The sequence below is a fragment of the Stenotrophomonas sp. GL_101 genome (assembly GCF_057835675.1).
On the sequence record NZ_CM174432.1, the window covers coordinates 1,061,597 to 1,079,329 of the forward strand.

22 protein-coding genes are annotated in these 17,733 nt (G+C 67.8%); 6 read left to right on the forward strand and 16 right to left on the reverse strand.

What is annotated here, in order from left to right:
* Positions 1 to 70: 70 nt before the first annotated feature.
* From rapZ to AC3IR9_RS04955, 10 genes are all read right to left on the reverse strand, one after another.
* Positions 71 to 967, reverse strand: a complete 897-nt coding sequence (gene rapZ / locus AC3IR9_RS04910; RefSeq protein ID WP_489294403.1) for an RNase adapter RapZ — start codon at positions 965 to 967, stop codon at positions 71 to 73.
* Positions 964 to 1,914: an HPr(Ser) kinase/phosphatase gene (gene hprK, locus AC3IR9_RS04915; RefSeq protein WP_489294404.1), complete on the reverse strand. Its 951-nt coding sequence runs from the start codon at positions 1,912 to 1,914 to the stop codon at positions 964 to 966. The genes rapZ and hprK overlap by 4 nt, the downstream gene beginning before the upstream one ends.
* Positions 1,911 to 2,363 carry a PTS sugar transporter subunit IIA gene (locus tag AC3IR9_RS04920; RefSeq protein ID WP_489294406.1) on the reverse strand — a complete coding sequence of 151 codons (453 nt, stop codon included), beginning with the start codon at positions 2,361 to 2,363 and terminating at the stop codon, positions 1,911 to 1,913. Before AC3IR9_RS04920 ends, hprK begins: the two co-directional genes overlap by 4 nt.
* A 20-nt stretch (positions 2,364 to 2,383) precedes the next feature.
* On the reverse strand, positions 2,384 to 2,704 hold the full coding sequence (gene hpf, locus AC3IR9_RS04925) for a ribosome hibernation-promoting factor, HPF/YfiA family (RefSeq protein WP_489294408.1): 321 nt from the start codon (positions 2,702 to 2,704) through the stop codon (positions 2,384 to 2,386).
* Positions 2,705 to 2,764: 60 nt separating this feature from the next.
* On the reverse strand, positions 2,765 to 4,204 hold the full coding sequence (locus tag AC3IR9_RS04930) for an RNA polymerase factor sigma-54 (protein WP_489294409.1): 1,440 nt from the start codon (positions 4,202 to 4,204) through the stop codon (positions 2,765 to 2,767).
* A gap of 41 nt (positions 4,205 to 4,245) precedes the next feature.
* A complete protein-coding gene (gene lptB, locus AC3IR9_RS04935; RefSeq protein WP_489294410.1) occupies positions 4,246 to 4,965 on the reverse strand; it encodes an LPS export ABC transporter ATP-binding protein in 720 nt (239 codons plus the stop codon).
* Positions 4,965 to 5,519 (reverse strand): lipopolysaccharide transport periplasmic protein LptA, encoded by a 555-nt coding sequence (gene lptA, locus AC3IR9_RS04940; RefSeq protein WP_489294411.1) that lies wholly within the window; start codon positions 5,517 to 5,519, stop codon positions 4,965 to 4,967. The genes lptB and lptA overlap by 1 nt, the downstream gene beginning before the upstream one ends.
* 115 nt (positions 5,520 to 5,634) lie before the next feature.
* On the reverse strand, positions 5,635 to 6,195 hold the full coding sequence (gene lptC / locus AC3IR9_RS04945; protein WP_489294413.1) for an LPS export ABC transporter periplasmic protein LptC: 561 nt from the start codon (positions 6,193 to 6,195) through the stop codon (positions 5,635 to 5,637).
* The gene (locus AC3IR9_RS04950) at positions 6,192 to 6,740 is read right to left on the reverse strand and encodes a KdsC family phosphatase (RefSeq protein WP_489294414.1); all 549 of its coding nucleotides are present in this window, start codon (positions 6,738 to 6,740) and stop codon (positions 6,192 to 6,194) included. The genes lptC and AC3IR9_RS04950 overlap by 4 nt, the downstream gene beginning before the upstream one ends.
* A gap of 44 nt (positions 6,741 to 6,784) precedes the next feature.
* A complete protein-coding gene (locus AC3IR9_RS04955; RefSeq protein ID WP_489294415.1) occupies positions 6,785 to 7,786 on the reverse strand; it encodes a KpsF/GutQ family sugar-phosphate isomerase in 1,002 nt (333 codons plus the stop codon).
* Between the two features lie 53 nt (positions 7,787 to 7,839).
* Between AC3IR9_RS04955 and AC3IR9_RS04960 the strand changes: the two genes are divergently transcribed.
* The 3 genes from AC3IR9_RS04960 to AC3IR9_RS04970 all read left to right on the forward strand — a co-directional run bounded on the left by AC3IR9_RS04960 (position 7,840) and on the right by AC3IR9_RS04970 (position 9,734).
* A complete protein-coding gene (locus tag AC3IR9_RS04960) occupies positions 7,840 to 8,076 on the forward strand; it encodes a BolA family protein (protein ID WP_489294416.1) in 237 nt (78 codons plus the stop codon).
* Between the two features lie 72 nt (positions 8,077 to 8,148).
* Positions 8,149 to 9,426, forward strand: coding sequence for a UDP-N-acetylglucosamine 1-carboxyvinyltransferase (gene murA, locus AC3IR9_RS04965; protein ID WP_489294418.1), 1,278 nt, complete (start codon positions 8,149 to 8,151; stop codon positions 9,424 to 9,426).
* Positions 9,423 to 9,734 carry an EF-hand domain-containing protein gene (locus tag AC3IR9_RS04970; protein ID WP_489294419.1) on the forward strand — a complete coding sequence of 104 codons (312 nt, stop codon included), beginning with the start codon at positions 9,423 to 9,425 and terminating at the stop codon, positions 9,732 to 9,734. Before murA ends, AC3IR9_RS04970 begins: the two co-directional genes overlap by 4 nt.
* Before the next feature lie 124 nt (positions 9,735 to 9,858).
* Here AC3IR9_RS04970 and AC3IR9_RS04975 read toward each other — a convergent pair whose 3' ends face one another.
* From AC3IR9_RS04975 to purM, 6 genes are all read right to left on the reverse strand, one after another.
* On the reverse strand, positions 9,859 to 10,542 hold the full coding sequence (locus AC3IR9_RS04975; protein WP_489294421.1) for a DUF3108 domain-containing protein: 684 nt from the start codon (positions 10,540 to 10,542) through the stop codon (positions 9,859 to 9,861).
* Positions 10,543 to 10,544: 2 nt separating this feature from the next.
* On the reverse strand, positions 10,545 to 11,333 hold the full coding sequence (locus AC3IR9_RS04980; RefSeq protein ID WP_489294422.1) for a DUF3108 domain-containing protein: 789 nt from the start codon (positions 11,331 to 11,333) through the stop codon (positions 10,545 to 10,547).
* Positions 11,334 to 11,400: 67 nt separating this feature from the next.
* Complete coding sequence (gene purN / locus AC3IR9_RS04985; protein WP_489294424.1) at positions 11,401 to 12,060, reverse strand: phosphoribosylglycinamide formyltransferase; 660 nt, start codon at positions 12,058 to 12,060, stop codon at positions 11,401 to 11,403.
* Positions 12,057 to 12,698, reverse strand: coding sequence for a DUF2238 domain-containing protein (locus tag AC3IR9_RS04990; protein ID WP_489294425.1), 642 nt, complete (start codon positions 12,696 to 12,698; stop codon positions 12,057 to 12,059). The genes purN and AC3IR9_RS04990 overlap by 4 nt, the downstream gene beginning before the upstream one ends.
* Before the next feature lie 17 nt (positions 12,699 to 12,715).
* Entirely contained in the window at positions 12,716 to 13,207 is a 492-nt protein-coding gene (locus AC3IR9_RS04995) for a hypothetical protein (RefSeq protein ID WP_489294426.1), read from the reverse strand.
* 20 nt (positions 13,208 to 13,227) lie between these two features.
* Positions 13,228 to 14,283, reverse strand: coding sequence for a phosphoribosylformylglycinamidine cyclo-ligase (purM, locus tag AC3IR9_RS05000; protein ID WP_489294428.1), 1,056 nt, complete (start codon positions 14,281 to 14,283; stop codon positions 13,228 to 13,230).
* Positions 14,284 to 14,391: 108 nt separating this feature from the next.
* On the opposite strand from purM, the gene AC3IR9_RS05005 reads away from it, so the two are divergent.
* From AC3IR9_RS05005 to hda, 3 genes are read left to right on the forward strand one after another with little or no spacing between them, the layout of a single operon-like run.
* Complete coding sequence (locus AC3IR9_RS05005) at positions 14,392 to 15,519, forward strand: DUF2066 domain-containing protein (RefSeq protein ID WP_489294429.1); 1,128 nt, start codon at positions 14,392 to 14,394, stop codon at positions 15,517 to 15,519.
* Positions 15,516 to 16,685, forward strand: a complete 1,170-nt coding sequence (locus AC3IR9_RS05010) for an AI-2E family transporter (RefSeq protein WP_489294430.1) — start codon at positions 15,516 to 15,518, stop codon at positions 16,683 to 16,685. The genes AC3IR9_RS05005 and AC3IR9_RS05010 overlap by 4 nt, the downstream gene beginning before the upstream one ends.
* A complete protein-coding gene (hda, locus tag AC3IR9_RS05015) occupies positions 16,682 to 17,392 on the forward strand; it encodes a DnaA regulatory inactivator Hda (protein WP_489294431.1) in 711 nt (236 codons plus the stop codon). The genes AC3IR9_RS05010 and hda overlap by 4 nt, the downstream gene beginning before the upstream one ends.
* Positions 17,393 to 17,733: the final 341 nt, after the last annotated feature.

Here is a 17,733-nt window from a genome sequence, read left to right on the forward strand (position 1 = left end):
GGGCGTTTCCGCGCACGGCCCCCAATCCGGTGACATTTCTGTGTTCCAGATCGGGTGCCCCTGCACGCAGTCAATCCAGTTCCCGGTGGAAGGTGGCCACCTCGGCCCAGCCCTGCTCGCGTGCGTGCCGGGCCATGCGTTCGGCCATGTATACCGAGCGGTGCTTGCCGCCGGTGCACCCGAAGGCCACGGTGACGTAGCTGCGGGTGTCATTGCCCAGCCGTGGCAGCCAGGTGTCGAGGAAATCGATCAGCTGGCCGGTGTAGCGCTGCACGTCCGGCTGCTGTTCCAGGTGCTCGCGCACGCCCCGGTCGCGACCGGACAGCGGCCGCAGTTCCGGGTCCCAATGCGGATTGGGCAGCACCCGCACGTCGAACACGAAGTCGGCCTCGGCCGGGACACCGCGTTTGTAGGCGAAGGACTCGAACAGCAGCGAGAGCTTGTTGCCGTGGGTCAGCGCGAATTCGGTGACCACCTTGCGGCGCAGCTGGTGCACGTTGAAGTGGGTGGTGTCGATCACCGCATCGGCGGCACGGCGCAGCGGGGCGGTCAGCTCGCGCTCGCGGGCGATGGCTTCGGGCAGCGACAGCCCCAGCTGGCTGAGCGGGTGGCGGCGGCGGGTGTCGGCGTAGCGCTTGAGCAGGGTTTCATCGGTGGCATCGAAGAACAGCAGCTGCGCGTCCAGGCCGGCGGCCTGGGCCTCTTCGCGCCAGTGCGAAAGCTGGGTCAGGTCGCTCTGGCCGCGCACGTCGATGCCCACCGCCAGCCGGCGCGGTGCCTCGGCGTCGTGGCCAGCCAGCAGGCTGCGGACGAAATCGGGCAGCAGGTGGATCGGCAGGTTGTCCGAGCAGTAGTAGTCGAGGTCTTCCAGGGTCTTCAGCGCGACCGTCTTGCCCGAACCGGACAGGCCGCTGACGATGATCAGGGTGGCAGCGGTCGGGGCGGAGGCGGGGGCGGGGGTGTTCATGGGGTGCGTCGTTCCAGCAGGTTGCTATGGCGGGCGATGAACATGGCCGCAGGATCAATACCCTTGGTCCGCAGAATGTGCAGCCGGGTGGCCGCTTCGGTCAGCACCGACAGGTTGCGGCCGGGCATGACTGGCAGGGTGATCAGCGGTACGTCCAGGTCCAGCACGTGGCGGGTACCGGAATCACCGGTCAGGCGCTCATAGCCGTGCGGGGTGGGTTCGGTCATCGGCTTGGTCAGGTGGACGATCAGCCGAAGGTACTTGTTCTTCTTTACAGCGGTGTCACCGAACATCTCGCGCACGTTGAGCACCCCCAGGCCGCGTACTTCCAGCAGGTCCTGGAGCAGCTCGGGGCAGGTGCCGTCGAGCACGTCCGGGGCGATCTGGGTGAATTCGGGGGCGTCATCGGCCACCAGCCGATGGCCGCGGCTGAGCAGTTCCAGGGCCAGCTCGCTTTTGCCGGACCCGGCCTCGCCGGTGATCAGCACGCCGATCGAGTAGATCTCCATGAACACGCCATGCAGGATCACCCGTGGCGCCAGCGTACGGGCCAGGTGGTAGGACAGATGGTTGAGCAGTTCGTGGCCGCGCTTGGGCGAGATCCACAACGGGGTCTGCGATTCGTCGGCGGCCGCGCGCAGGTCTTCCGGGCAGGGCTGGTTGCGGGTGATCACCAGCGCCAGCGGGTGCGACTGCATGATCCGCTCGATGGTCTCCCAGCGCTGCCGCGAGTCCAGCGAGTCCAGCCAGGACAGCTCCTCGGTGCCAAGGATCTGCACTTTGTTGGGGTAGATCGCGTTGAGGTAGCCGGCCAGCGACGGGCGTCGCGAGACGGTATTGCCGGCTTCCAGTTCGCGGCGCTCGCCCTGCTGCCCGGCCACCCAGCGCAGGGCCAGGCGGTCGCGCTGCTGTTCGAACAGTTCGCGCGCGGTGATGCTGGTATTCATGCGGCACTCGCTGGCGGGGGAAATTCGATCACCTGGCGCAGGCCATCGGCATCGCGCGCGTCGCGCAGTGCCTGGCGGATGGCGGGCTCGGAAAACAGCTCGGCCAGTTCGGACAGCAGCATCAGGTGTTGATGGGTGTAATGCGAGGGAACGGCGATCGCGAAGACCAGGTCGACCGGCTCGTCGCCGCCGAACTCCACCGGGGTGTCCAGCCGCAGCAGGGCACCGCGCGGGCGTTCCAGCAGGGGCGCGCGGCCGTGCGGGATGGCGATGCCATGGCCGATCGCGGTGCTGCCCAGCTGTTCGCGCTGGCACAGGTTCTGGTAGATCAGCTCGGTGTTGGCTTCGCGGCAGGCCAGCAGCCGGGCGGCGGCCAGCAGCACGCTGTCGCGATCGGCGGCCGGCAACACTTGCGTGCGCACGGCCGCCAGAAGATCAGTCAAGGGCATGTCAGGGGAGAACGAGGACGTCAGTCGTCATTGTCGCCCACCGGGAGCGGTGCGTGCTGCTGTTTTTTCTCCTTGTGCTTGATCACGAGGCGGTCGAGCTTGTCGGCCAGGATATCGATCGCGGCATACATCGTGGAGGCGCTGGCATCGGCGTGCAGGGTCTGCCCGGGAACGTTCACACTCGCATCGGCATGGTGTTCCGGCTTGCGGATCGACAACTGCACGCGAACCTCGCAGTGCTGGTCGAAGTGCTTCCCCAGCCGCCCCAGCTTGGTCTCCACGTACTCGTTCAGAGCCGGGGTGATCTCTAGGTGGTCCTTGCCAAACGTTTCGATGTGCATCGGGTTTCTCCTTTTTGTTCGGATGAGCCAATGAACCTTCCCGCCTGATGCGGCGAAGCGTCAGACGATCCTTACTCTTTCGTGCGAGGCGGAAATGTTCATGGCCTCACGATACTTCGCCACGGTGCGCCGCGCTACCGGTATTCCCGACCCTTTGAGCAGGTCAGCCAGCTTGGCGTCAGAAAGCGGCTTGCGCGGATTCTCGTCGTCGATCAGGCGCCGGATCATGGCCTGGATGGCGGTGCTGGACGCCTCGCCGCCGCTGTCGGTGTCGATCCCGGAGGCGAAGAACGCGCGCAGTGGCAGGGTGCCGCGCGGGGTGCGGACGTACTTGCGGGCGATCGCCCGCGAAATGGTCGACTCGTGCAGGCCCAGCTCGCCGGCCACCTCGCGCAGGGTCAGCGGGCGCAGCGCCTGTTCACCGAACTCGAGAAAGGCCGACTGCTGCTGCAGCAGGCTGCGCATCACCCGCAGCAGGGTCTCGCCGCGCGCCTCCAACCCCTTGAGCAGCCAGCGCGCCTCCTGCAGGTGGGCGCGCAGGTAACCGGCGTCGGCCTCGCCACAGCGTCGGATCATCTGTTCGTAGCCACGGTGGATGACCACCTTGGGGCCCGCATGGCCGGCCAGGGCCGCGCGCCAGACCCCGTTCTGGCGCCACACCACGCAGTCGGGGACCACGTAGCTGTCATGGGCCAGCGCGCCGATCTGGGCCCCCGGGCGCGGGTCCAGCGAGCGCAGCAAGTGCACGGCGGTGTCGACCACGGCCAGCGGCTCGCGCAGTTCGTGCGCCAATCCGGCGACGCCGCTGCGGGGCAGCCGCTCCAACGGGCCGTCGGCGATGCGCCGGGCCAGGGCCAGGCCGGGGGTGTCGGCGGGCAGTACGTCCAGCTGCAGCTGCAGGCATTCGCCCAGGCTGCGCGCGCCGACCCCGATCGGGTCGAAACGCTGGATCTGGTGGAGCACGGTCAGGATCTCGCCTTCATCGGCGTGAATGGCCGGCAGCAGGGTATCGGCGATGGCCGGGAGTGGCTCGCGCAGATAGCCGTCTTCTTCAAAGGCGTCGATCAGCGCCGCCCCGATGCTGCGGTCGCGCAGGGACAGGTGCGACAGATGCAGCTGCCACAGCAGGTGGTCGGCCAGGGTCTCGGTTTCGGCCACGCGCTCGGCGGCGCTGCCGGTGTCGTCATCGTCGAACGAGCCACCGCTGTTGCCGCTGCTCCAGTCGCCCTCGCCGGGCGACCAGTCGTCGCTGGCCGAGACCGGGTGCTCGCCGTCGGTATGGGTGTCGGTGGGCGTGGCGGGGCGCTCGTCGTCGCCGGGTGCCACGTCCAGCGGGGGCTCGCTGTTTTCGGCCCAGTCCAGCAGTGGGTTGGTCTCCACCGCCTCGGCGATCTCAAGGTCCAGTTCGGCGCTGGACATCTGCAGCAACTTGATCGCCTGGCGCAGCTGCGGCGTCATGACCAGTTGTTGCCCCAGCGATGTCTGCAGCCGTGCTTTCATGCCTGTGCCGAACGAAGGAAAGGCGTCGCGACGGCCGCAGGTCAGAGCTTGAAGGTGTCTCCAAGGTAGACGCGACGGACGTCGGCATTGTCCAGGATCGCTTCGGGTGCCCCCTGCGCCAGTACGCTGCCTTCATTGAGGATATACGCGCGGTCGCAGATTCCCAAGGTCTCACGCACATTGTGGTCGGTGATCAGGACCCCGATCCCGCGCTGCTTGAGGTGGGTGACGATGCGCTGGATCTCCCCGACCGAGATCGGGTCGACGCCGGCGAACGGTTCGTCCAGCAGGATCAGCCGCGGGCGCGCGGCCAGGGCACGGGCGATCTCGCAGCGGCGGCGCTCGCCGCCGGACAGGCTGGCGCCGAGCTGGTCGGCGACATGGCCGATCTGCAGTTCGTCCAGCAGCGAATTCAGCTCCTTCTCGCGGCCGGCCTTGTCCAGGTCATCGCGCAGCTCCAGCACCAGGCGGATGTTGTCGGCCACGCTCAGCTTGCGGAACACCGACGGCTCCTGCGGCAGGTAACCCACGCCCTGCTTGGCGCGGGTGTACATCGGGTCGCCGGTGATGTCCTTGCCGTCCAGCACGATGCTGCCGGCATCGGCTTCGACCAGGCCCACGATCATGTAGAAGCAGGTGGTCTTGCCGGCACCGTTCGGGCCGAGCAGGCCCACCACTTCACCGGCCTCCAGGGTCAGTTCGAAGTCCTTGACCACTTCACGCTGCTTGTAGCGCTTGCGCAGGCCTTTGGCGACGAGCATTACTTCTTGCTCCCGGCAGTGGGGACGGTGGTCTTGGTGGCCGGGGTGGTCGCGGCCGGGGCGGCGGTCTTGTTCTTGGGCGGGATGACCGTACGCACGCGGGTGCCGTCGCCACCGCTGTTCATTTCGCCGGTACGGGTGTTGTAGGTCATCTTCTGGCCGGCATTGGTGCCGCGAGCGCTCTTGACGTTGTAGTTGCCGGTCATGGTCAGCACTTCGGCCTTGATGTCGTAGTCGATGCGGTCGGCGGTGGCGTCCATCCAGCTGCCGTCGTCGAGCTGCTGCTTGAGTTTGGCCTGCTTGCCGGTGAACACCGCGCGCACCGCTTCGCCGTCCTTCATGTAGATCTCGGCATCGGCCGAGCGCAGGTCGAGCGTGCCCTGGGTGATCACCACGCCCTGGGACAGGGTGGTCTTGCCGTCACCGATCAGCGTGCCGGACTGGGCGCCTGCGTCGATGGTCATGTCCTGGTTGCGGTCGGTCGACTTCGCCTGGGTGGCGAAGGCCGGAACCAGAAGACTGATCGCGCATGCGGCTGCAAATAGAATCTTCATTGACTGGGGATTTCCTGCCGGTGTTGGGGGCGTGGCCAGGCGGGAGCCGGGCCGGGGATAGGGGTGTGGGTGCCGCCGGCGCCGGTCCAGTGGACGTCGCCCGGCCTGCATCGGTTCAGCGGCTGGGCGTGTAGCGGCCCTTGGACTGGCTGAGGAAATGATACGTCTTGCTCTTGGAATCCAGCTCGAACCCGACCCCGGACTGGGTCATGCCCGGGCGGGTCATGGTCACCAGGGCGTCGGTCTTGGCGCGGCTTTCCTTGGGGAACACGTCCAGATGGTCGGTGCGGAAGGTGGTGGGCGGCACGCTGGGCACCTTGGGGCTGTCGCCGCTGACGTTGCCGGTGAGCTTGAGCTGCTCGCCATTGGCGCTGACCCAGCCCTTCTCGCTGCGCAGTTCCCAGTGGTTGCCCTCGTTGTCGGGCAGCAGGAACAGCGGCGTGGCGATGGTCATCGTCTCGTCATTGCGCGCGCGCTCCATCAAGGGCGCCTGCAGCGTGGTGGACTCCTTGCCCTGTTCGTCCAGCGCCACGATCTGGAAGTCGTGCAGCACGTAATCCTTGCTGCCGTCATCGGCGACCGCGGCGGCCGGGGTATCGCGGTGGCGCAGCAGCGACCAGCCGCTGAGCACGGCGGCCACCAGCAGCAGGCCTCCCAGCAGGGTGCGCCAGTTCATGCGCCGAACCTCGCCAGCACCGCGTCCACATGGCCCTGTGCGGCCAGCAGCACGTCGCACAGCTCGCGTGCGGCGCCGCGACCGCCGTCGCTGCGGGTCTGCCAGTGCACGCGCTCGGCGACCCACGGGTGCGCGTTGGCCGGGGCGACCGCCAGGCCGACCGCGCACAGCGGCGCCAGGTCGGGCAGGTCATCGCCCATGAACGCGACCTGGTCCAGGCCGATGCCGTGGGTGGCGCACAGCGCGCGCACGCTGGCCAGCTTGTCGCCGACCGCGATCTGGGTGTCGATACCCAGGTCGGCACCCCGCTTCTGCGCCGACAGGCTGTTGCGCGCGGTGATCAGCACCGGGTGGATGCCATGCTGCTGCAGCAGTTTCAGGCCAAGTCCGTCCTGCACGTAATACGCCTTGCTCTCGTTGCCTTCACGGTCGTAGTAGAGCCGACCGTCGGTGAGCGTGCCGTCCACGTCGAAGCAGGCCAGCCGGATGCGGCCGGCAACGGCATGCAGGTGGGACGGAAAGGCGGGCAGCGGGGAATAGGGCATCGGCGGGGGCAGGGTTGGCTGAATGGAGGAAGGGGAACTGTGGTTTAAACCACCCGCGCCCGCAACAGGTCATGAATGTTGAGCGCGCCGACCAGGCGGCCGTCGGCGTCGACCACCATCAGGCCGGTGATCTTGTAGGTCTCCATCAGCTGCGCGGCCTCGGCGGCGAGCCGGTCGGCACCGATGGTGCGTGGATTGCGGGTCATCACCTCGGCGATCTTCGCGCTGCGCACGTCCAGCGCGGTGTCCAGCGCACGGCGCAGGTCGCCGTCGGTGAACAGGCCGATCAGGCGGTTGTCGGCGTCGACCACGGCGGTCATGCCCAGGCGCTTGCGGCTCATCTCCACCAGGGCCTCGCTGAGGCTGGCCCCGGCGTCCACCTGCGGCAGCTCCTCGCCGCTGTGCATCACATCGGTGATGTGCAGCAGCAGCCGGCGGCCGAGGCTGCCGGCAGGGTGCGAGCGGGCGAAATCGTCGGCGGTGAAGCCACGCGCGTCCAGCAGGGCCACCGCCAGCGCATCGCCCATCGCCAGCGAGGCGGTGGTGCTGGAGGTCGGCGCCAGCGCCAGCGGGCAGGCCTCGGCCGGCACGCTGACGTCCAGATGCACGTCGGCGGCCAGGGCAAGGCTGGACTGCGGCCGGCCGGTCATGGCGATCAACCGGTTGCCCTGGCGCTTGAGCACCGGCAGCAGCATCAGCAGCTCGTCGGACTCGCCCGAATAGGACAGCGCCAGTACCACATCGTCCTCGGTGATCATGCCCAGGTCGCCGTGGCCGGCTTCACCGGGGTGCACGTAGAAGGCCGGGGTGCCGGTGGAGGCCAGGGTGGCGGCGATCTTGCGGGCCACGTGACCGGACTTGCCCATGCCGGTGGCGACCACCCGGCCCTTGCCGTGCAGGACCAGTTGGCAGGCCTCGGCGAAGTCCTCGCCGAGGCGCTCGGCCACCGCCTCCAGCGCGTCGCGCTCGATCTGGAACACGCGGCGGCCGCTGGCGACCAGTGCCGCAGGGTCGGCCGGATGGGGGAGCAGGGGCGATACAGCCATGCGGGCGCCACGCGGAAGAGTAGAATGGACGCTCATTTTATTAGGAAAGCCCGTTGGACGCCGAGACCATCTGCAATCTGATCGAAACCGGCCTGCCCGGCGCCCGCGCGGACGTGCAGGGTGACGATGGCGTGCACTTCGAGGCCACCGTGGTCTGTGACGCCTTTGCCGGCAAGCTGCCGCTGGCGCGCCACCGCATGGTCTATGCCACCCTGGGCGATCTGATGGGCGGGGCGATCCACGCGCTGGCGCTGAAGACGGTGACCCCGGGCGAAGCGGGCGGCGGTTGATTCCGGAATATCCGTCGCGTTTATCGTTTCAGCCGACCAACGGTCGGCTCTACCTCATTCAAAGTAGACTCCATGGCCAAGATCGTAGTGACCGGCGGCAAGCCGCTGCACGGTGAAGTGAACATTTCCGGCGCCAAGAACGCCGTTCTGCCCATCCTGTGCGCCACCCTGCTGGCCGATGCGCCGGTGGAAATCACCAACGTGCCGCACCTGCACGACGTGGTCACCACGGTGAAGCTGCTCAGCGAACTGGGGGCCAAGGTCACCATCGACCAGGGCACCCTGTCGCGCGGTAGCGCGATCGTGGTCGACCCGCGTTCGGTCAACCAGCACGTGGCCCCGTATGAGCTGGTGCGCACCATGCGCGCCTCGATCCTGGTGCTGGGCCCGTTGCTGGCCCGCTTCGGCGCGGCTGAAGTGTCGCTGCCCGGCGGCTGCGCGATCGGCTCACGGCCGGTCGACCAGCACATCAAGGGGCTGCAGGCGCTGGGGGCGGAGATCACCGTCGAAAACGGCTTCATCAAGGCCCATGTGGCCACGCGGCTGAAGGGGGCGCATTTCACCTTCGACATGGTCAGCGTCACCGGGACCGAGAACGTGCTGATGGCCGCGGTACTGGCCGAAGGCACCACCGTGCTGGACAACGCGGCGATGGAGCCGGAAGTCACCGACCTGGCGCATTGCCTGATCGCACTCGGCGCGAAGATCGAAGGCCTGGGCACCGCCCGCCTGGTGATCGAGGGCGTGGAGACGTTGTCCGGCGGCCGCCATGAAGTGCTGCCCGACCGCATCGAAACCGGCACCTTCCTGGTCGCCGCGGCGATGACCGGCGGCAAGGTCACGGTCAACCGCGCCCGGCCGAACACCATGGACGCGGTGCTGTCCAAGCTGGTGGAAGCCGGCGCGAAGATCGAGACCACCGAAGACAGCATCACCTTGGACATGGAAGGCAAGCGCCCGCGCGCGGTCAACCTGACCACGGCGGTGTACCCGGGCTTCCCGACCGACATGCAGGCGCAGTTCATGGCGCTCAACTGCGTGGCCGAGGGCGTGGGCGTGATCAATGAAACGATCTTTGAAAACCGTTTCATGCACGTCAACGAGCTGCTGCGCCTCGGTGCGGATATCCAGGTGGAAGGCCACACCGCGATCGTGCGCGGCGCCGAGCACCTGAGCGGTGCGCCGGTGATGGCCACCGACCTGCGCGCGTCGGCGTCGTTGATCCTGGCCGGGCTGATGGCCGAGGGTGACACCACCATCGACCGCATCTACCACCTCGACCGCGGCTACGAGAACATCGAAGAGAAGCTGTCTTCGCTGGGCGCGACCATCCGGCGGATCACCGGATGATCCTGCGCGGCAAGTTCACCCGCCGCCGCAAGGCGCTGCTGATCCTGGTACTGGTGGTGCTGGCATGGCTGGGCTATGCCTGGTACGCCAACATCGCCATCACCCAGGGCATCGAGCAGCAGGACATGGACTGGAACGCCGACGGCACGGTCAGCCGGACCGAGGTGTTGCAGGCGTTCTATGCCGTAGGCGCGACCACCACCCAGGACGGCAACCGCCATTGCCGCACGTTCTATTGGCGCGGCAACGGCCAGCAGATCCGCGTGGACTGCAAGACGGTGTTTGGCGAAGACGCCAAAAAGGAATAACAAAAACGCCCGCGCAAGCGGGCGTTTCTGCATGCGGCAACAACGTAGAGCCGACCGTTGGTCGGCTGCCGTTGCCTTGGTATCTGGATGGACGAAGCGCAGCCGACCAACGGTCGGCTCTACCTCAGTTCATTCCTTTGATGGTCAGATCCAGCGCGTCCTTGCCGCCTTCGCGCTGCAGCAGGCGCGCCGGCACCGGGAACTCCGGCACGATCCAGGCGATCAGCTCCTTGTTGCCGTCGGTGCGCGACACCTTGGTGGCGTCATACGACTTGCCGCCCACGGTGATTTTCTCCGTGCCGACCACTTTGTAGCTCATCGGCTTGATCCGGCCTTCGTCGACCATGCGGTAGTTCAGCGGCTTGCCCGCGGCCAGGTCGCGGGCGATCGCCAGGTTGATCAGCAGCGCATCCATGTCGCCGGCCTTCAACGCCACCGGGCCACGGCGGTCGGCCTTGATGTCGCCCGTCCAGGTGGCCTGGTTGCTGGACCAGTTGTAGTTGGCGTCCACGTTGCGCTTCTTCACCAGCAACACCGAGCGGTCGTGGCTGCTCAGCGGGCGCAGGCGACCGTTGGCTTCCTCGAACACGGTGCTCTGGCTGAGATCGGCCAGCTGGTTCTTCACGTTCAGGCTGTAACGCCACTTGTTAGCGCCTTCGCTGGCCAGGGTCATGCTGCCATTGGCCTGCATGCCCATGTAGCTGGCCAGGTAGTCGGCCTTGAACGGCTCCAGGGCCATGGCCGGCAGGCTCACCGCGGCCAGTGCGCCGGCGGCGATCCAGGTCAGCGGACGGTTCATCAGGTTCATGCTCAGACTCCTTGGTATTCGATCAGGCGCAGATCGACACGATCTTCGCCGTCTTCGCGTTGCAGGATGCGCACCGGGGTGGGAACCCCGTTGGCGATCCAGAGGATGGTTTCGTCATTGCCGCCGTTGGTCCGATAGACCCGCAGCGCGTTGTAGGACAACTCGCCGACCTGGACCGTTTCGGTGTCCGGCGCGGCCTGGTAGTCGTGCTGGCGTACGCGGCCGACATCGACATAGCGGTAATGCATCTGCCCACCGGGGCGGGCGTCGCGCATGATCGCCAGGTTCAGCAGCAGGGCGCTCTGGTCGCCGGCCTGCAGCGGGATCGGCTGGGTGCGCTCCTTCTTCAGGTCGCCCAGCCACTGTGCCGTACCGGCCTGCCAGTTGTAGGTGCCGGTGACCTTCTTGCCCAGGAACAAACCCTTGCGCACGGTCGCCTGGCTCAGCGGCACGTACAGGTCGCCCTGCTTCTCGAACACCGTGCTCTGTTCCAGGTTCAGGCCCAGCACGCTGGCGAAGCCGTGCCGGCCCACCACCTGCATGTCCACCCGCCACTGCGTGCCGCCGGTGTGGGTGACGCGCAGGGTGGCGTCGCCGGCCTGCTTGCCCTTGTAGAGGGCCTGGTAGGTGGCGGTGAACGGCTCCAGCGGCGGCGCTTCCCACTGCATCGCCGGCAGCGGCGGCAGCGGTGCTTCGGCAGGAGCCGCAGGTGGTTCCTGCGCCTGCGCCATCGCCACGGTGCACAGCAGGGATGCGATCAGCAGCACTGGCTTGGACAAAGAGGTTTTCATGCGGGCACGCAGCGGGAGGAAGGGAAAGGATGCCAGCGTCTGGATCAGTAGCGCGTGTGGGCGCCGCTCACCTGTTCAGCTTGCCGGCGCAATCTAGGCGCAAAGGACTAAACAGGGGGTGACCGTCGACCTGCAGCTGCCCGTCCCGTTCAGTCACACGCCCGGCCACCAGCCATTGCAGGCTGGCAATCAGCAGCGGGTGCTCGACCGCCAGCACCCGCTGGGCAAGGGTCTGGGCGGTGTCATCGGCCTGTACCGGCACCCGCGCCTGGGCCAGCACGCTGCCGGCGTCCAGCTCGGGCACCACGAAATGGACGCTGGCGCCGTGTTCGGCATCGCCAGCTTCCAGCGCCCGGGCGTGGGTATGCAGGCCCTTGTACAGCGGCAGCAGCGACGGATGGATGTTGACCAGGCGGCCGTCGAAACGTGCCACGAAGGCCTCGCCAAGGATGCGCATGTAGCCGGCGCAGACCACCCAGTCCGGTGCAACGCCGGCCAGGGCATCGCCCAGTGCGGCGTCGAACGCCGCGCGGTCGGCAAAGTCCTTCGGCGTGCCGGCCCAGCGTCGTTCGACCGCCACGCGCTGCAGGGCCGGTGCATCGGGCTTGTCGGACAGCACCGCGACCACCTCGGCGTCGAGCTGGCCGGCGCCGATCGCGGCCAGGATCGCCTGCAGATTGCTGCCACCGCCCGAGGCCAGCACGGCGATGCGGCTGGGCGTCTTCATCGGCGCGCGCTCGCACGGGCCAGCGGCCACACCAGCAGGCTGCCGAGCGTGGCCAGCAGCATGTCCGCATGGGCGTCCCACATATCGCCCTGCTGGCCGTTGTAGGCTTCGGCCGCCTCCGGCGACAGCGCCAGGGCGATGCCCCATTCCAGCCATTCGTAGACCAGGCTGGAACACATCACCGCCATCACCGCCAGGCTGAACGCCTGGCCCAGCCGCAGTGCCGGCCACGCATGCCGTGCCAGCTGGAGCAGGGCAGGGGTGAAGCACAGGCCGTAGAGGAAATGGATGAGCCGGTCGAAGTGGTTGCGTTCCCAGCCGAACGCGGCCGTGGGCGACCAGTGCAGCGCGGCCTGCAGCCAGGCGTCGTAGGGCACGTTGGAGTACAGCCAGCGCGCGGCGATGCAATGGATGGCGATGAAGCCGCAGATCGCGGCGAATGCCCCGCTGCCCAGCTGCCAACGCCGGTCCACCCACCACAGCGCCACCAGCCCGATCACGGTCAGGGTGCTGTGCAGGGTCTGTTCCAGCGGCCACAGCGGGTGGATCCAGCTGGCCGCGAACACCGCCAGCACGGCGGCAAGGGCGAGTTGCTTGGGCATCGACGACGGACGGGCGCTGCGGCCACGTGGATTCATGGGGATCAGCCAGCAGGTCAGGGCGTGCAGGCGCGCGCGGTTGCACCCGGGGCGAAGCGCTCACGCACCGACGTGCGGGTCAGGACAACCAGCGTGAACACGCCCAGCGCCGTGCCCAGCGGCATGAACATGCAGCACACGCCGGCGGCAACCAGGCACAGCGTGTGCCGTTGCTGTCGCGCCAGGCAGCGCCCGGCGTAGACGAGGAAGGCCGCCATGCCCAGCATGCCCACGAAGAACACGCCGCCCAGCGCGGTGAACACGCCTCCCAGCAGCCGGGTCTCCGACGGGCTGGATGCAGTGCTGCTGTCCACCGGCATGGCCCCGCTGAGCACGGCGATGCCCATCACCAGGTAGATCACCGGAAACAGCGAGAACAGCGCGGTAAACCCGGCCATCACGTAGTGCAGGACCGACAACAGGCGCAGTTGCGCAGCGTCATCCGGGCCGCCGCGCGCGGTCGCGGCCGCCAGCGGGGCTGGCAGCGGCGGTGGAGCGGGGGCATCCATGCGGGGCTCCATGGGCAGGATCAGCCGATGGTTACGCGGTCGGCACCGTCGGCGACGGTGACCTGGCCGATGCTCCAGTGCTCCAGGCCCTGTGCGGCCACGGCGGCGGACACCGCCGGGACCTGGTCGGCGGCCACGATCAGCACAAAGCCGATGCCGCAGTTGAAGGTGCGCCACATCTCGCTGTCGGCCACCGCGCCTTCCTTCTGCAGCCACTGGAACACCGGCGGCAAGGTCCAGGCGTTGGCCTGGATGTCCAGGCCCAGGCCCTCGGGGACCACGCGGATGATGTTCTCGGTCAGGCCGCCACCGGTGATGTGGGCCATGCCGTGGATGGCCGCACCGTGCGTTTTCAGCAACGCCAGGATCGGCTTGACGTACAGCCGGGTCGGGGCCATCAGCGCATCGACCAGCTTGACCCCGCCGTCCAGTTCCAGCTCGGCCGGGCGGCCGGCGCGGTCGTAGATGCGGCGTACCAGCGAGTAGCCGTTGGAGTGCGGGCCGGAGGAGGCAATGCCGATCAGCACGTCGCCGGCAGCCACGCTGGCGCCGTCCTTCAGCTCGCTCTTTTCGACCCCGGCCACGGTGAAGCCGGCCAGGTCGTACTCGCCCGGGGCGTACATGTCGGGCATTTCAGCGGTTTCACCGCCGATCAGCGCGCACCCGGCTTCGGTGCAGCCGTTGGCGATGCCGCCCACGACCGCCGCGGCGGTGTCGATGTCCAGCTTGCCGGTGGCGAAATAATCCAGGAAGAACAGCGGCTCGGCGCCCTGCACCAGGACGTCGTTCACGCACATGGCGACCAGATCGATGCCGATCGTGTCGTGGCGGCCCAGCTGTTGTGCCAGCTTCAGCTTGGTGCCCACGCCGTCGGTGCCCGATACCAGCACCGGCTCGCGGTACTTGTTGGACAGGTCGAACAGCGCGCCGAAACCACCCAGCCCACCCATCACTTCAGGGCGGAAGCTGCGTTTTACCAGCGGCTTGATGCGCTCGACCAGTTCGTTGCCCGCGTCGATGTCGACACCGGCGTCGCGGTAGGTCAGGGGAGAGGGGTTGGACGGGGAGTTGGTCACGGGCGTCGGCGCTGCGCTGGGGTGAAAGCGCGATTTTAACAGGCCACGTTGGCGCGCAGGCCCTATTCGGGCAACAATTCCCCCCGGATACGCTCAATGGAAGTCCTGATGCGCCGCTGCCTCTTTTTGATGATGCTCCTCACGCTATGCCTGCCGGTGGCCACGATGGCCCAGAGCGGCCTGCGTACCGAAGGCGATGTGGCTACTGCCAGTGGCGCCTACGAGGCCGAAGTACCGGTCAACAGCCAGGCCGATGCCGACCGCAACGGCGCACTCGCGCGCGCGCTGGGCAACGTGCTGGCCAAGCTGTCCGGCGACCGCAGCGTGATGGGCCGCCCGGGCGTGGCCCAGGCGCTGCGCGGGGCCAAGGACTATGTGGCCAGCTACGATTACCGGCAGGACCAGAGCGTTTCGGCCAGCGGTGCGCCCAGCTACCGCACCACGCTGGTGGCGCGGTTCCGCCAGGATGACGTGGATGGGATGATTTCCGCCCTCGGCCTGCCGCTGTGGCCGCAGCCGCGGCCCAAGCCGGTGGTCTGGCTGGCCATCGACGATGGCAGTGGCCCGCGCCTGGTCAGTGTGCAGCAGGCCAATGCCGCGCGGCCGTTGCTGAGCCGCGCGGTGGAGCGCGGTTACAAGCTGGGGCTGCCTGGCGGCAGCGCGGCCGAACAGGCCCTGGTGGGGGCGATCTGGCGCCAGGACACCGCCGCGGTGGCCCGCGCGTCCTCGCGCTACGCCCCGCCGATGCAGCTGGTGGGCAAGCTGTACCGCGCCAACGGTGGCTGGGTGGCCGACTGGGTGTTCGTGGACGCGGGCAAGGAACTGAACAAATGGACCACCAAGGACACCGACGCGCGCCGTGCCATGGCCAGTGGTGCCGATGGCGCCGCCGATGCCCTGGTGCGCCGCTACGCCAAGGCCGGCGTGGCCACGGGCGCGGCCGGCCGTTACAGCATCGTGGTGAGCGGGCTCAACAGTGCCGAAGACTATCTGCGCCTGGCGGCGGGCCTGCGTGAGAACCCGGTGGTACGCAGCCTCACCCCGGTGCGTGCCTCCGGCAACCGCCTGGAACTTTCGCTGGAGATGAACACTGGCCTGGCCGGTCTGAACCGGATGCTTGGCGACAACGGCGTCATCGTGCCGCTGGCACCGTTGCCGGTGCCGATCGATGAAAACAGCCCCGACGCCCCCGGCATCCCGCCGCCGCCTGCCAGCAACGAGTACCGCCTGCGATGATCCTCACCCCTGAAGCGGAAATCGCGCAGTTCCTGCGCCGCTTGAAGTACGTACTGGTGGCCCTGGCGGTCGGGTGGGTGATCTGGCTGCTTGGCCCGATCCTCACCCCGTTCGTGCTGGCCCTGGCCCTGGCCTGGCTGGGCGACCCGCTGGTGGACCGGATCGAGGCCACCGGCCGCTCGCGCAACACCGGCGTGGTGCTGGTGTTCGTGGCGATGGTGCTGGGGATCACCGCGCTGCTGCTGATTCTGGTGCCGATGATCGAGCGCCAGATCGCCACCCTGATCGCGGCCATTCCGCAGGCCCAGCAGTGGCTGATGCAGACCGGCATCCCGTGGTTCGAGCAGAAGACCGGGCTGGAGGTCATGCAGTGGATGGACCCGGACCGGCTGATCGAATGGGTGCGCAGCCATTGGCAACAGGCCGGTGGTTTCGCCAAGACCTTCTTCGGCTACGTGTCGCGCTCGGGCTTCACCATGGTGACCTGGGTGGTCAACATCCTGCTGCTGCCGATCCTGGCGTTCTACTTCCTGCGCGACTGGGACAAGCTGGTCGAACGTGTTGCCTCGACCATCCCGCGCAACCACATCGGCACCATCACCAAGCTGGCGCGTGAATCGGACGAGGTGCTCGGGGCGTTCATCCGTGGCCAGTTCCTGGTGATGATCGCGCTTGGCGTGGTGTATGCGGCCGGGTTGTCGCTGGTGGGCTTGAAGCTGGGCCTGTTGATCGGCCTGGTTGCCGGGTTGATCAGTTTCATTCCCTACCTCGGCGCTACCACCGGTATCGTCATGGCCGTTGCCGCCGCACTGGTGCAGGCACAGGGGCTGGACCTGAAGCTGCTGATCCTGGTCGGCGTGGTGTTCACGGTGGGCCAGCTGCTGGAAAGTTACGTGCTTACCCCGCGCATCGTTGGCGACAAGATCGGCCTGCATCCGGTGGCGGTGATCTTCGCGGTGATGGCCGGTGGCCAGTTGTTCGGCTTCCTCGGCATGCTGCTGGCGTTGCCGGTGGCGGCGGTCAGCAACGTGCTGCTGCGCTATGCGCACCAGCGCTACCGGCAGAGCGACCTGTATGCCGGGGAGCGCTCGGCGATCGTGCTCGATTCCTACATTGATACGCCGGCGATCGTGGTTGAGTCCCCGAAGGCGCCCGACTCGAAGTGAGCGTCGTTCCGCAGTTGCCGCTCGCCCTGCGCTATCCGCAGGACGAGCGCCTGGAAACCTTCATCGGCGCCCCCGACGGGGCGCTGGCGCAGCTGCGTGCGATCGCGGTGGGGGCCGCGCACGACTGGGTATACCTGGAAGGCGCGGCCGGTACCGGCAAGACCCACCAGGCGCTGGCGATGTGTTCGCTGGCCGAGCAGGCTGGCCGCCAGCCCACCTACCTGCCGCTGAAGGCGGTGGTCGGGCGGACCCGTGCGGCGCTGGAATCGCTGGAAGGGCGCGACCTGGTCGCGCTGGACGGGCTGGATGCGGTGGCCGGGCAGCGCGACGACGAAGTGGCGTTGTTCGACTTCCACAACCGCGCACGCAGCGCCGGCATCACCCTGCTGTATACCGCCCAGCACGCGCCGGACTCGTTGGGGCTGCTGTTGCCGGACCTGCGTTCGCGCCTGCAGCAGTGCGTGCGCGTGCAGTTGCAGCCGCTGGATGACGAAGGTCGCGCGGCGGTGTTGCGCGAGCGCGCGCTGCGCCGTGGCCTGGCCATCGACGAAGCATCGATCGAATGGCTGCTGACCCGCACCGGGCGCGAGCTGGGCAGCCTGGTCAGCCTGCTGGACTGGCTGGACCGCGAATCGCTGGCCGCCCAGCGCCGCATCACCGTGCCGTTCCTGCGCCAGGTACTGGAAGACGGCCCGCACCGGTTGTAGAGCCGGGCTCTGCCCGGCTGCGTCTGTGACCGGGCGAACTGCAGCCGGTCAACGGTGGGAATGCGGTTCACTTGAACGGCCCGTCGCGCCGTTCGGGCGTGCCGCGAGCGTTGGGGCCCCTTCGCGGCCGACAGGCCCTTCAAAATAAAGGAGGAGGTCGTCGCCGCAGGCGTCGGCCGGGGGACATTTGCACAAGGGTCTGCTGGCCGCCAAGGGGCCCCCGAAGCTCGCGTTGCAGTCAGACGAAGACGTACAGGATGGCTGCTGCAGTCCATTGAAGTAAACCGCATGGCGAGCGCCGGTCGGCTGCAATCCACGCATTTTCATCGGCAACGAAAGAG